The organism is Dictyobacter sp. Z7_2 (assembly GCF_057551105.1).
In genome coordinates this window covers 2,990,851-3,005,335 of record NZ_BAAJPE010000001.1, presented here as the reverse complement: position 1 = coordinate 3,005,335, position 14,485 = coordinate 2,990,851, and the positions used below count along the sequence as shown (strand labels likewise).

Annotated in this window: 10 protein-coding genes; 4 read left to right on the top strand and 6 right to left on the bottom strand. The window is 48.2% G+C overall.

From position 1 onward, the window contains the following. Positions 1–102: 102 nt before the first annotated feature. The gene (locus AC27N8_RS11950) at positions 103–426 is read left to right on the top strand and encodes a nuclear transport factor 2 family protein (protein ID WP_487067221.1); all 324 of its coding nucleotides are present in this window, start codon (positions 103–105) and stop codon (positions 424–426) included. A 197-nt stretch (positions 427–623) separates the two neighbouring features. Here AC27N8_RS11950 and rho read toward each other — a convergent pair whose 3' ends face one another. The 3 genes from rho to AC27N8_RS11935 all read right to left on the bottom strand — a co-directional run bounded on the left by rho (position 624) and on the right by AC27N8_RS11935 (position 5,626). Next, a complete protein-coding gene (gene rho, locus AC27N8_RS11945) occupies positions 624–1,862 on the bottom strand; it encodes a transcription termination factor Rho (protein ID WP_487067219.1) in 1,239 nt (412 codons plus the stop codon). 454 nt (positions 1,863–2,316) lie between these two features. Then, positions 2,317–4,173 (bottom strand): WD40 repeat domain-containing serine/threonine protein kinase, encoded by a 1,857-nt coding sequence (locus AC27N8_RS11940; RefSeq protein WP_487067217.1) that lies wholly within the window; start codon positions 4,171–4,173, stop codon positions 2,317–2,319. Between the two features lie 832 nt (positions 4,174–5,005). Continuing rightward, complete coding sequence (locus AC27N8_RS11935) at positions 5,006–5,626, bottom strand: hypothetical protein (protein WP_487067215.1); 621 nt, start codon at positions 5,624–5,626, stop codon at positions 5,006–5,008. 352 nt (positions 5,627–5,978) lie between these two features. On the opposite strand from AC27N8_RS11935, the gene AC27N8_RS11930 reads away from it, so the two are divergent. Further along, a complete protein-coding gene (locus tag AC27N8_RS11930) occupies positions 5,979–6,956 on the top strand; it encodes a lytic transglycosylase domain-containing protein (RefSeq protein WP_487067213.1) in 978 nt (325 codons plus the stop codon). 56 nt (positions 6,957–7,012) lie between these two features. On the opposite strand, the gene AC27N8_RS11925 is transcribed toward AC27N8_RS11930, so the two are convergent. Beyond that, positions 7,013–7,789 (bottom strand): class I SAM-dependent methyltransferase, encoded by a 777-nt coding sequence (locus AC27N8_RS11925; RefSeq protein WP_487067211.1) that lies wholly within the window; start codon positions 7,787–7,789, stop codon positions 7,013–7,015. Positions 7,790–8,016: 227 nt separating this feature from the next. Continuing rightward, on the bottom strand, positions 8,017–10,413 hold the full coding sequence (locus tag AC27N8_RS11920) for an MBL fold metallo-hydrolase (RefSeq protein ID WP_487067209.1): 2,397 nt from the start codon (positions 10,411–10,413) through the stop codon (positions 8,017–8,019). A gap of 377 nt (positions 10,414–10,790) precedes the next feature. Here AC27N8_RS11920 and AC27N8_RS11915 point away from each other — a divergent pair, with 377 nt between their 5' ends. Then, entirely contained in the window at positions 10,791–11,990 is a 1,200-nt protein-coding gene (locus AC27N8_RS11915; RefSeq protein WP_487067207.1) for a YncE family protein, read from the top strand. 18 nt (positions 11,991–12,008) lie between these two features. Here AC27N8_RS11915 and AC27N8_RS11910 read toward each other — a convergent pair whose 3' ends face one another. Beyond that, a complete protein-coding gene (locus AC27N8_RS11910) occupies positions 12,009–13,487 on the bottom strand; it encodes a flavin monoamine oxidase family protein (RefSeq protein WP_487067205.1) in 1,479 nt (492 codons plus the stop codon). 229 nt (positions 13,488–13,716) lie between these two features. Here AC27N8_RS11910 and AC27N8_RS11905 point away from each other — a divergent pair, with 229 nt between their 5' ends. Then, positions 13,717–14,472, top strand: coding sequence for a carbon-nitrogen hydrolase family protein (locus tag AC27N8_RS11905; protein ID WP_487067203.1), 756 nt, complete (start codon positions 13,717–13,719; stop codon positions 14,470–14,472). Positions 14,473–14,485: the final 13 nt, after the last annotated feature.

Sequence of the window (14,485 nt, the reverse complement as noted above, 5' to 3'; positions counted from 1 at the left end):
AAATGAGGAACAGTCTCCTCCAGTCACTTGCTCATTCCGTCTGCGTAAGACTAAAATGGAAAGGAGAAATGTCTTGAGATAATCGTAATGGAGAAAAAACACATGGATACATCAGCGCTTCATTCTTCAATAGTACGAAGTACTTTGGATGCGATAAACGAGGGAAAACTTGAAGATTTTATGGCTCTGTTTGCTCCAGATGCGGCGGTTGTCGATGTCTCAACCTATACCGGCATCCAGGAGATCAGAAGCTGGGCGCAGCGAGAAACGTTCGGCGTGCAGATGCGCTTCCATTTAGAGGCTGAAAAGAATAAAGAGGGCACAATTGTGGAAGGACATGTCCATTCTCACGGTGGCTATAACGGACCCGCCACCTTCACATTTACACTGCGCAACAACCTGATCGAGCGCCTCCTCATCGAGTAGCGTCATACACTCGCGTAAAATACTGTAAAGATAGGAAATAAAAACCTTCGCCCAAGGCGTCAATGCTCACCTCATTGGGATCGCGTTTTCAATGCGACATCGGCGCGATGACCTTTTACAGAGTACTACGTGTACTTCCTTTACCTAAGAGTGTTGCTCGCGTACGGGTTACGGGACATCGTACGCGAGCAACACTCTTAGGCGGCTCGTTTGAGCAGGGTGGCCAGAAATTCTTTGTTATCAGATGCTTTGCCAAGCTGTTGGAGCAAGGCTTCTAAAGCATCCTGACCCTGCTGCTCGGAGAGTTGTGCAAACATGCGGCGCATCATGACGACGGCGTGATAGGTCTGAGGATCATAGAGAAGCTCCTCACGACGTGTACCAGAGAGTCCTATGTCGATAGCCGGGAAGAGACGACGCTCGGCCAGTTTGCGACTCAGGACCAGTTCCATGTTGCCGGTTCCTTTGAGCTCTTCATAGATGACGTCATCCATGCGGCTTCCGGTCTCGATCAATGCGGTAGCGATGATCGTCAGGCTTCCGCCCTCTTCCAGTTTGCGAGCGGCCCCAAAGAAGCGTTTCGGCATACTCATGGCGCTGGGATCAAGACCTCCAGACAGACTACGTCCGCTCGATTCGACGGTCAGGTTGTAGGCGCGAGATAAACGGGTGAGACTATCGAGGAGTACGACGACATCTTTCCCTTCTTCGACCAGCCGCTTGGAGCGCTCCAGCACCATTTCGGCGATATGGGTGTGGGTAAAAGCTGGCTCGTCAAAGGTCGAGCTGATAACTTCTCCATGTACGGCGCGTTGGAAGTCGGTGACTTCTTCCGGGCGCTCGCCAATCAGGGCGATGATGACATGCACGTCTGGATAGTTCTGCGAGATAGCGTTGGCGATCGCTTTCAATAAGATCGTTTTTCCGGCCTTTGGTGGAGCAACAATCAGGCCGCGCTGTCCACGTCCGATAGGGGAGACCAGATTCATTAAACGGCACGATAGATTACTTGGATCGCTCTCCAAACTTAGCATTTCGTGTGGGAAGATGGGAGTGAGAGCTTCAAAATGGGGACGGAGGCGGATGGATTCAACACTACGTTCGTTGACGTTTTCGACACGGAGCAGGCCAGCATACTGTTCACGCTCCTTGGGAGGTCGAATCTGACCACCGATAAAATCACCTTGCCGTAATCCGAAGCGGCGAATCTGCGAAAGCGAGACATAGACATCTTTGGAGCCGGGTAGATAACGCTCCGAGCGCAAGAAGCCATAGCCGTCTTCGACGATATCGAGCACGCCTGAACCGGGCATTGCCAGCTCTTGATCCGGAATGACAGGTGACGAAGGCACATTCATCATATTTCCCTCAATGTTGGTAGAATTACGCTGGAAATTTGGACGATTTGGACGAACCTGTTCTTCAGAGGCAGGCATCGCAGTATACATCATTGACTGAGTATTTTTCATAGGATTAAATGATAGGGGTCACAGGATCTGAAACTGTCCCCATCTCCTTTCGATGAAACAGATTGTTATGGGTAGAAGATTGAGAGGAAGGTTATAGGGTACATGCGTAAACACATATCCCCATGTATGCAGAAGTAAGCGTGATGGAGTAGCAATTGTAGCTTAAACAACATTCGCATTATTGATATAACCGGTCTGTAACCACCAGGTCAAGAGATTATCAATTTCTTCATCTATATGAACAATCAGGATGCTTGCTCTATTCCCAATCACGTTTTTCTGGCGAAAAAACAGACAGATCACCAGCATTCATCCCAAGAATGACTTCCTCTTTGAAGGTCTGCTCCTGGGACATTGATACTGGGAGCATGGATGAGTATGACTTCCTGACATTCATACATAGACACGATATATACCGGGCTTAGATTTGCCAGACTTCCACAGCATTCTGTGAAGCCGACGCGAACCTATTTCCATCCGGAGACCACACTACGTGATTTGAGCCGAAACGACCAGTGAGCGGACTGCCACCTTTTTGAGCATCCCACACATGCACCATACTACTCTTGCTCAACGACCAGCCAGATGAAGCAATGCGCCTCCCATCAGGAGCCCAGGCCACTGAATCTACATTCTCATAGTGACCCATATAGCTGAGCAAGGGATCTCTTTCATGAAAGGCATCCCAAATGTAGACCATGCCGTCACCACTGCCGGAAGCGATGCGCGTTCCATCTGGCGACCAGGAGATGGCTTGCACATAATTATGCATACCATCGCGCAAGGATGTTCGATTGGGAGGTCCAACAAAGGTCAGCGTGGGACGACCTTCTTTTTGCGTATTCCAGACGTGAATCGTATGATTGTTGCTGCCAGCAGCGATCCGCTTCCCATCCGGCGACCAGGCCACCGCAAAAGCGCTATACTGATCACTCTTCAAAATCAGGCGTGGATATCCTCCCACCTGGATATCCCATATCTGGACGGCTCCATCGCTCACAGAGGCAATCTGCATGCCATCTGGTGACCAGGCCACCGCATCTACTCGATCAGAGCGACAGGTGTACGTCTGTAAGAGAACGCCACGTTGCGTATCCCATACCTGTACTAACCTTCCTCGATCAGCTGAGGCCAGACGATTGCCATCCGGCGACCAGGCCACCGATTGAACCTCATTGGACAACCTGATCGAAAAGAGTAAGGGATTTTCACTGTTTACGACATTCCAGACTTTCATCGTTTTATCCGCCCCAGCCGAGGCAACACGTGTGCCATCCGGCGACCACGTCACCGACTGAACTAAATCAGTATGCCCTTCTCCAATTACCAGGGTTGTTCCTACCGATGGCCCTCCCGCTTTAGGCGAGGTAAACGTTGGTGAAAGTGGTGCCGAGATCGTAGGTGTTTTCCTCACTACTGCCTGGACAACGGGAACCGCTAAATGCGGCGAGGAATAATTAATTGGGGCCTGCGCCGCTTGCTCAAAAGCTTGTGCAAAATCTAAAATACGCGGGAAACGTTGCCTGGGATCTTTCGCCAGTGCCCGAAATATGACTGCCTCCAACTCGGCAGGAATCAAGGGATTGTAATGACGCAAAGGTGAAGGGATGGCGTCTCGATGCTGATAGGCCAGCGCATGGTTATTCCCATGAAATGGACGCACCCCACATAACCATTCATAAACAACAATCGCCAGCGCATACTGATCGCTCGCTACTACTGGCTTGCCTCGGAACTGCTCTGGAGCCATATAATGAGGCGTTCCTGTATTATCTGTGGTATCGACAGATGCAGAGTTATAGATCACCGATGCAATACCAAAATCGCTCAGGAGCAAATTATCACGCTCATCCAGCAACATATTCTCAGGCTTCACATCGCGATGAATAATGCGAGCATCGTGCGCATATTGCAAAGCTTCAGCCATATATCTAACGTAGGTTGTGACAGTTGGCAGAGGCACCTGCACACCTGTATCGTAACGATTGCGTAACGTTCCTCGTGCAGCGTACTGCATTACCAGAAACGGGGTATAAATATTTGCCATCCCAAAATCAAACACTGATAAAATATGGGGATGATTAAACGCAGCCACGATTTGGGCTTCGCGTAAAAAGTCTTTGACATCATGGGCTGTGAGCCGGCCAGATAAAACCTTGACAGCAACCTTTTTCTTCAAATACTTATGCTGCGCCAGATAGACCTCGGCATAGCCTCCTTGCCCTATCAGTTGAAGGAGTTGATAATTACCAAGGTTCTGTCTTAATCGATCGTTCATACAAATTATTCCTGCCTTTTTTTACTCCCACATTGCGATACTACCACCCCTTACCAGGGAGAGAATTTCTGCCTGAACACAGAATACCGCTGAGTATAGCCAGTCCTGCTTCGTTTTGGGTAATTATCGCATAAAAATCGGCGAATGCACTATTAACAGACATTTTGTGCTATTGATCTAGAAGTTAGAGATACCTCTAAGTCATGTTGGGACCAGTGCCTGATAAATAATACGCAATCTCTGGGCCAGTGTAAGGATGTCTGTAAAGTACACCACAAAAGTGTAAGAATGTCTGTAAAGCACATCACAAAACGGAAAGGACGCAGACAAAGTCGCTCAGTTTTCTCTTTTACAGAGGCGAAGCGTTAAAGACACAGAGCTACTACATTCTGGGAGCTGAAGTCTTAGGAAATAAGCGTTGTCTTAAGACTTCAAAGAGCGGGCTCGTTAAGAAAAGCACGAAGAATAAGATAACAATCTTTTCCATCATCCTGGAAAAATCCCCCTCGCACCCAATAAGATAAAATGATGAGCGCCAGAACAGAATGACCAGTGTAATAGCTGCCAAAATCAGAAGATGCCAGATAACAATTAAAACCTTACGCAATGTAGGATTCCTCGCCCACGAGACAGTCACAACTTGTATCTTATGTTCCTGATTATCTTCCAGCATGGCGAATCTCTTTCACGCAACAAGGTCAACAAAAGCACTTTTTCTTGTCAGAGTATATCATAAATCCCACAAGAAAACATATATACATACACATATGCACTATGACTCACCAAAAGTTGTATAGCATCTTCTCTTCAAATACCACAAGACCCGGACTATTTATTGCGGAGAAACTCCTTCCACGTCAGGTAATTGAAGCAAATAACCACCTTTCAAAAAAGCAGCAAAGCTCTGCATCTCTTGCTGGTAGCGTGCAAGCTTTGCTGCCTGCTCCTCCCTGGAGCGTTGCGGTTGATAGTCGCTCCCATTCATCTGAAGGCGACTATGTCCAAAACTATCATTATGCAGGTACAGTTGCTCGTCATATGAGGCCTGATGCACGCTATAAAAGGCCTCTAGAGCTTGATGTACCTTCCATGAACCCCGATAATAAGCAACGTTCTCCTCGTGAGCCAGACGAAACATCTCACTATTCAGTTGATTCAGTACGTCACGAGCAGCGCCACTCTCCTCAGCCTCCCGATAGCGCTGATTCGCCTCTGAAGCTCGTCGACGTATATCTTCAGTACCAACGGCATGAAAATCGACCCAGGGAGCAGCATGCCCATGATCAAGATGCCCTTCACAAGAAGAGCTCGTCACGACACCAAGCACATTCAATGCAATTGCCAGCTCCATAATGCCCGCATCGATCGGTCTCCCCAAAGCATCTTGCGCTCGTTCCAACTGCCTGGCAGCCTCAAGCCATCCTGCTGGAAGAGCTGATTGTTGATATGACATGTCTCATCCTTCATCATAAAATCCAAAAATGATATTCTCTTAAAGTTCCCTTCTTAAAGGAGAAATACAGTTCAAATATAACACCATATGCATCATCTTACCAACCTCAACCATTAAAACAATCACCGATAAATAGTAGAGATTATTCAGAGTGGAGCATATTACATCTGGGCCATGATTCTCTCGTATAAATACAGTGGCTCAAACTACGTGTGCTATACTAAATCATAAGAGAAACGTTCTAGGAACTAGTTGATAAATATACACCTACAAAGTAAACACAATCAGAGATTCTCAATGGAGAGAAGACGGCCCTCAATATGTGGACCATGATGACGCGGAAGGAGCACGTTTGACACATCATTTAAACGATCAAGAACAGGATTTTTCGACGCGAGAAACCAGAGAAGTATATTTACACTCCTTGCACCTGCACGATCAGGACGCCTATGCCGCAAGAATTCAGGATAGATCCACGCCACAATCCGAAGCAGCACGCCAACGGCGCAGAAGCATGACGAACGAAAGATATACCGCAGTAGCAGACAAGCCAGCTCCCCGCTTATCATCGCCAGCAGTTCCTATAAAAAGGCATACGCAGCGCATACGCCATAAGATTGCTCTGGGAGCCACATGTAGCCTCTTACTTTTGTCATTCGTCTCAATCATACGTTACGAACAGGAAAAGGCTCATTCAGTCATCACCAGCACCATTATCACCCAACCCACACAAAGTAATACAGAGAAACAACCCGCCCATAATCCTACGACGCCACAAGTAGCAGCAACACAAGCACCGTCACAACAAGCCATGCAGCCAGAACCTACCACCCTACCAGATCAGCAAGCAACATCGCTCCCCATACCGGCTCAAACGGCTTCCACGCCAGTACAGACACAAACAACGCCACCGATAACACCAACGCCAACATCAAAACAAATGACAAAAAATGAATACATCGCCATTGCCCGTTCAGACGCAAAAAAAGTCGGGATCAATCCAGATTATTTTGTCCGACAGATCCAGCTAGAAAGCGGCTTTAATCCAGATGCCCAGGCGCCTTCGGGAGCCACAGGCATCGCTCAATTCATGCCAGAGACAGCCAGCGGCCTGGGGATAGATCCCACAGACCCGCTAGCCTCGCTCAAAGCGGCCGCCCAGATGATGGCAAATCTCACGCACCAATTTGGCAACGACTATGCCAAAGCGCTGGCAGCCTACAACCTTGGATCGGAACGTGTCGAGGAGGCAGAGCAGACTGGAGGGGCCAATTGGCTTGAGCAATTGCCAACCAGCACACAAAATTATATCCACGAAATCATGGATTGATTACTGGATATAAACTATAGCGCGGATCTTTGGCACAAGCCAGTTCATCATGTCACTTACAAATTAAAATTTTCGCCAACCTTCCAGGCTTCCAGCACACAATGAAGAGGGACTTCAGCAATCCAAGGACCCTGATCTGATTGCTCCAGAAATTCTTCAGTGGGCTCTGGTTCTTCAAGAGCACCAACTAACAGTCCGGCGGCTCGCAAGGCACGAAAATACCACGACAAAGGGCGATGATGAGCAGTGGTGTAAACGACTTTATCCCCTACGTTCATCCAGGGCAGTTCGGTAGCATCTATCTCACGATAGTGGCTCATTTTGCGCCAGATGGTCGTCTTTGGATAGATGCTCTCAATATCCCATCCGGAAGTTTCCACTTTATCGAAACACGGATGAGATAAGCTTGCAATGAAGCGTCCCTGTGAACGAAGCACACGAGCAACCTCATGGATAGCTTCTGCGGCGTTCTCAATATCCATCAGCGCCATATTACACACAACCAGATCAAACGAGTTGTCTGCCAGTACTTCTAAGCGAGCAGCATCAGATACATGGTAAACAACACCCAAAGACTCCTGCGCTTCCCGAGCACGAATCCGCTCAATAATTGGTTCATTACGATCAACAGCGGTAACTATGGCTCCTTGCCTGGCCCAACGGCGACTCATATAACCATTTCCACAGGCAAGATCCAGTATGTGTAATCCATTCACCTCACCAACCAGACGAAGTAACGGAGGATCAATCAATGCCCGATGCCACAGATCTCCCTCATCGCCAAGCTTTTCATCCCACCATTCCGCCATCTGATCCCAACCAGAAAAACTCATACAACCAGACTCCCTTCTTTCATCAAAACACAAATACTAATACAAATGCGCAATTAGCGATTAGAGATCCAGATTATAAAGTAAAAAGTGATCTTCACGCAACTGGTTATGGGAAGAGTAGAGGAACTGCGCTTGATAAAATTATCAAGCGCAAAATCCCTCACCCTCACTAATGTAATAGAGCAAGCTCGCAAGAAACATCAGTGATAAGCGAGGAACCTTCATCGTCAGTCAAGGCGAATAGTAGACGCACGCGCCTGGGCCAGTTCACTTTCGGCCTCTTCAATATATTCACACCAACGCACTTCAAAAAGACGCCAATTACTTTGTCCTGTCAACAAAGCAGGCCGTCCATTGACCTGGACCATCGCACCAGCTCCTGCGTCAAGCAACTGGAGGTGATGGACAAATCCTTCGTTGCTTTCAATACGATGCGCATCAAAAGGAGTCCACAGCTCACCGTCACGTCGAAACAGGAGTGAGCCATGGGCCAACAGTTCAAGTCCCCAGGCCAGCTGCTCATCATCTGTCTCCAGGGCAAGCTCGTGGCAAAGTGAGGTAAAGGTAAATTCTTGCGTTTGGCTGCGTTTCCACCAGAAGAAGAGATCAACCCAGGATGCTTCCAATTGCGTACGCCACTGTTTAAGAGCTACTTTATTGGCTTCATCAGAAGCTGACAACCAATCCTGACAATGCACACCGGGCAGCAGTTGTAGCATAGAGAGTGGACGAAGTGCAGCCTTCCAACCATCAGTCACAATGCGAATGCTCCCATTATGGGCACCAGAAAGCGTCAATCCCAGATAAGGGGGAGAATTCTTCTGTCCCTGTACCAGCACAATCTCTCCAGCGACAGGTGTATTGAATATAGATTCGGCATCTGCAAACGACGATCTCTGATGCAGGTTGAACTCTCTCGTCTCGTGTTCAACTCCGCTTAATGAATGACCCAGCACGGTTTCACATGGCTGATAGATCGCCTGAGCGCCGATACGACTCCGTTTAAAGTAGGAAGAGGTATCATTTTTGAAGACTTGTTCAACGAATGGACGTAAGTTGGGGCGATAAGCAGAACCATAATAGGCCTGACCCAGTTCCACGATCGTCCACGGACGTAACGGTCCTAACCTCTTCGCTAATAACCAGAGCTCCTCAATGCTGGGTACATGCAGAGGTTCGTCAGGTCGCTCCTGATGATCCGCAGATAAAAAGGCAACGTCATCATCTCTCCCCACAGGAAAAGGAGCGCTACTGTGCCAGTGATTATGAAATGTCAATGTAGTGCCTACAACAGGGATATCGACACCAATATCCAGGAAACGCTGCTTGAGCGCTTCCAGTGCTTCAGGGGCTCCATGGACAAGAATAAGTCGGTGCGGCGCGACTTTCGTGACGACCTGACTGATCTGCTCGCTATCCGCGTGTCCGGATAGATTATATTTTTCGACTTTGCACGCCAGCATGACCGATTTTGAGCCAATCTGGAGTGGCATACCGGGGCGAGCTCTCAGTAAAGCGGCTCCAGGACTTTCTTCATCTTGATAGCCAGTAAGGAGCAAAGCATCCTGTTCGCGCGTCGCAATGTGAGCTCCATAGAGTGGAGAAGCGCCTCCAGTAAGCATGCCCGAACTGCTGATGATAATGGCGGGCTCTTTACGAGCCACGAGGGTGGGACGCTCCGAACTGCGTACGGCAAAGATATGCAGGTCAGGATCAACAAAAAGTGGTCGCCTGGCATTCTTCAAATAACGCTGTAAGTTAGGATGCAGATCGTGCACCTGACTTTGATATGCTTTACAAACTGATCTCACCATACCATCCAGATAAATGGGGACCGGCGAGATATAACCACTGGCACGATAAGATTTCAAGATTAAAACGATCTCCTGCGCTCGTCCGACGGCAAAGGCAGGACACAATACCCGGCCGTTACGTGCCAATGTAGCCTGGACCGCTTCCGCAAATTTCCGCTCCTCATCTTTTCTACTGGTATGGGAGCGATTACCATAGGTGCCCTCACAGATCATGATATCGGCATGAGGCAAAGAGTGCATCTCCAGCCCTTTGATGGTGCGTTGATCCGTCACAGAGATATCGCCCGTATGGAGAAGCGTCCCTTCAGGAGTGGAAAAATAGAGCATGCCAGCCCCCAGAATATGACCGGCCGGCAGATACCACACACGTATCTCTGGAGCATCAGGGAGAGGCGCAAAGGGCTGTTTAAACCCCAATGGTTGAATACGTCCCAGCAAAGCATCAACCTGCTCTACGTTGTACAGAGGAGTTTCTCCATCAGGCTTCAACCCTTCTTGCTCCATGATACGTACAGAGTCGCGTAGCAAGATTTCCGTGATGATCTTCGTGCTTTCAGTCGCATAGATCGGGATATGTGGGTAGAGCGATGCTATAAGTGGAAGGGCACCGGTATGATCAATATGCGCATGAGTAACTATCAGCGCTTCGGGAGGAAACCGATCAAGCAAAGAAAGGTCCGGTAGTCGTGATTGTCCATCGCGAGCCGCAGGACGCATCCCACCATCAATCAGCAAACAACGCCCGGCTACCTGCAACAGCATACTTGACCCGCCCACCTCCGATGCCCCTCCCAGAAATGTCAATTCCACTATGAGCTACCTTTCCCATATCTTCTTCAAAAACTATCAAAACAATTACATCGAACAAAATGCATTATTTAGTTTGACAAGTTGGTACGTTATTTTGATGTTTGAAGTATAACACAGAAAAGAAACTTAATTTGTGGTGCATCTCTTATTCAGTACGAAACAGAGTCGGTAGTAGCAAACAATCAGTTATAGCATGTGCAAAGACCAGAACCTCTTTGCAGGCTTATCTATACTGGGGTAACAGAGATATATGTTTCAGATTGAGAGAAGATCGAAAGTATCTATAATTATTCATTAAATATCATCCAAAACTTCCAACCTACAGCAATAGGTGATGAGTTCCAGGTGCTTCATTCAAGTATAACGGTGAGAAAATTATGCATACCAGACAACAAATACAACAAACAAGTACTCATTACTATGGCATAGCATGCCGGAAATCCAAAGTATGGCTTTATCTGCTATTCCTCATCACCTGTATCATGCAACCGACAAAGGTACAGGCCGATGGGGGAGCCCCTAACCTTGCCTATGTAGCAAGCAAAGGCGCAAGTATCAGCATTATCGACGTTATGCAACAAAAAGTGATCAGAACGATCAACGACGTCAGCAATCCACACGCCCTACTCTTAAGTGTCGATGGACAATACTTATATACCAGTCAGCCCCAGCAAGAACGAGTTACCATTCTGGCCGCCAACACAGGCAATGTCATCTGCACAGCCAATCTCACTGGAGAGCCAGCCTTTCTTGCTCTGGATACAGGTACCAATAGCCTCTACGTCGCCGGTCATGGCGCAGCGATCATCACAGCCCTTAACGCCACCAATTGCCAGATAAAACATACCTTTCAAGCCCCAGCAGTCATCAACGGTATTGCTCTTGCCTTCGCAGATACAAATCTGCCGGGAGCACAGGATACACAGCTCTGGGCCACCACAGCACAAGGATTGACAACTTTTCATACCACGACCGGACAACCCATCAGGAGCGTCTTAATGTCAAACGAGCCACACACAATCTCCATCCCTCCAGGCAAAACGGCTTACGTCACAACGCGAGCTGGAACCATCAGAGCCATCGACACCGACAGCTACCACAGCATCCTTATCATGCAAGGCGGCTCCTATGGTCCAATGGATTTTGATGAGCTCACCGGCGAACTCTATGTCCCGGATCTTTTAGGGAAACAACTCCTCATTCTCTCGCCTGTCACCATCGGCTTTGCCCACGCCCACGAACCATCGCGTATCATCCACTTCAACACAAGTCCCACCTCGGTAGCCATCACCAGCGATGGTCAACTAGGCTTTGTTTCACTCCAAAACGGGCAGGTCAGCATGTTAGATCTCCCTGGCAAACAGGTCGTCACAACGATTCCAGTCAAAGGCGCTCCCAACTTCATTATCACTGGAGTATATCCGCCGCTCGCACCCAATAACCTCCAGGAAGTCACCCTATCCGGCATCCTTGTAAGCATCCTGGCCTATGGACTCATTGCCATCATGATCATCGGACCAGCTATCTACTTCCTGTACAGACGTCAGAAACAGTCACCTAAAAGTCTTGCGCCCTGACTCCCAGCATCAGGATGTTCACAGTTGAGGCTTCCAATTTAGCTGAATCGAGAGCGCGGATTGTCCTTCAAGCAGAGACTCCTGCTGCGCAAATATTTTCCCTCGCATGTGGTCGATCAAAATGTTAATATTTTGGCGGGCCGCCTGCACACCACATTCCATAAAACCGATTGAGCCTTCAGCGGATGGCAAATATGTTCCGACGACCCCCACACCATCGGCGGCAAATTTCTTTGTCTTCGCAGCAAATCGCAAGAGTCGCACGACTTGTGTAGGACCAGGCGATGCGTAACACGGTAACAACGTGTCAGGCCCACGAAAAATAATCTGGCTCTTATCGAACAGCTCCTCTGCCGTACGCCCATTAGCAACAGCATATCTATTCAAACAATAATTTATCAGATCCATATCTTGCAATTGATTAAGCTTCTTCCCACCAATCAAAAACGTCCGCACATGCGAAGAAGAGCGCCAGGTTTGAAAACCGTCGCTGGAAATAAAGCAATCATTCATAGCCTCCTCACGCATCTTGACGACAAATTTAGCATTGTGCGTATATTGGGTCTCGCGCAGCAGAGCAATATCCTCTTGAGCAAAGCCAAGCTCTGGCAAGCCATTTAACTGACATAGAGCATAGGATGGCAGTCCTAGCACCACTTGATCGCAGGATGACGTCTGAGTACGAGAATCAAGTGTGACAGTGAATCTTCCATCTGCCTGCCTCACGACTCCAAGCACTTTGTGGTTTAAATAAATCTTTGCTCCGCGTTCTGTGACATACTGTTCAAGCTGCTTAATAATTTGCTCCATACCACCCGCAACGCGATAACCGCAATCACTATCCAGTAGAGTATCCAACTGAGCAGAGGACTCGTGCAGAAATTGCAAAGCAGAAACCTCCTCACAATCGCGGCCAGCTTCCGAGCAATAGGCGTTGCCCAAAGTCGTTACTACACTATCGATATCTATCGATGCTTGCGCCTGCATCGACTGTGAAGTGCTTGAGGTTGTAGCCTGTTCCAAAAGCGTCTCAGCACATGCCCCTTTTGCTTCCGTTGCCAGCCGCTCTAAGTACTGATCCACTGATAGATTATCAAGCTCCTGCGCGAACAGGCCTGAGGGATCGCTTACAACACGTTCTTTATCACGCGCCATTCTTTGCTTAATCGGGAGAGCAGCAGCCAAAAATGTTTTGTCGTCGACTACTTTCCCATTGGGCAAAAGAAAATTTATTTGCCCCTGATCTTTAGCCTCGACAACATGCACACCAAGTTTTTTACACACATTCAGCAAGCCAACCTGCACTTCGTCAATAAATTCTGCGCCGATATTGATTAACTGATCACCAAGCATAGCAGATTCAATTTTTCCGCCCATATGATCATCTGCACCGTAGATGTTCACATCATAGCCGGCATCCACCAATCCCACCGCAGATAGAAGCGCTGAAAAGCCTCCACCAACAATGTCTACCCGGGGTTTCGCCACACGATTCATAAATACAAAACTCCTAATTCTACACATATAAAATATATACATCAATATTAACATAGGCACCAGTAAATTTTTATACGGATTATAGCGATGCTATGTTAAAATGGTAGGGAAAAAAGTGCAGGGAGATTGGAAAAGTAGCTGTTAAATAATTCAGAGCAGAGAGTTTTTGAGTCAACTTACAGAAAATAAAGTTGGAATGTCATCATCTCACTGCATCTCTGGAGGGTGTATGAAAATTACCATTTGTGAACTTCCCGATGATCGAACAGCGTTCGCGCCTGCCTGGAAAGAACTTATAGCCTACGTCAAAACGCAGCAGAGCGATCTGGTACTGTTACCAGAACTCCCTTTTTGTCGCTGGTTTGCACGCACGCCGGAGTTTGATGCTCAGGTCTGGCAGAGCGCTCAGGAGGAGCACGATGCGATGATGGACCGACTTCCTGAGCTAGCACCAGCGATCGTACTGGGAACGCGTCTGGTGACAGAACGGGGGATGCATCTCAATCGTGGTTTCTCCTGGAGTTCGACAGGAGGCTACGAAGGCGTACATGACAAATATTACTTCCCTGATGAGGAAAATTTTTATGAGCGACGCTGGTTTGATCGCAATCAGCGCGACTTCACGCCGGCAGTTGTAGAGGATATGACGATCGGTTTCCTGATCTGCACCGAGGTGATGTTTAATGAGTGGGCCAGATACTATGGGAGACAGGGAGCCAATATCATTGCGGTTCCACGTGCATCCTCGCTTAACTATGAAAGCTGGCTCGTGGCGCTGCGTATGGCCGCAATCGCATCAGGAGCATTTGTCATCTCCTCCAATCGCGCAGGTGAGAATTTATTTCAGGGACGCGGAGTGGCGATCGATCCCAACGGAGCAGTACTGGCCACAACATCTCAGCAGCAGCCCTTTGCAACTGTTGAGATTGATCTGGCGGAGAGCGCTCAAGCGAAGCAGAGCTATCCACGCGATGTTTTAGAATAACGTGTCCTATCAA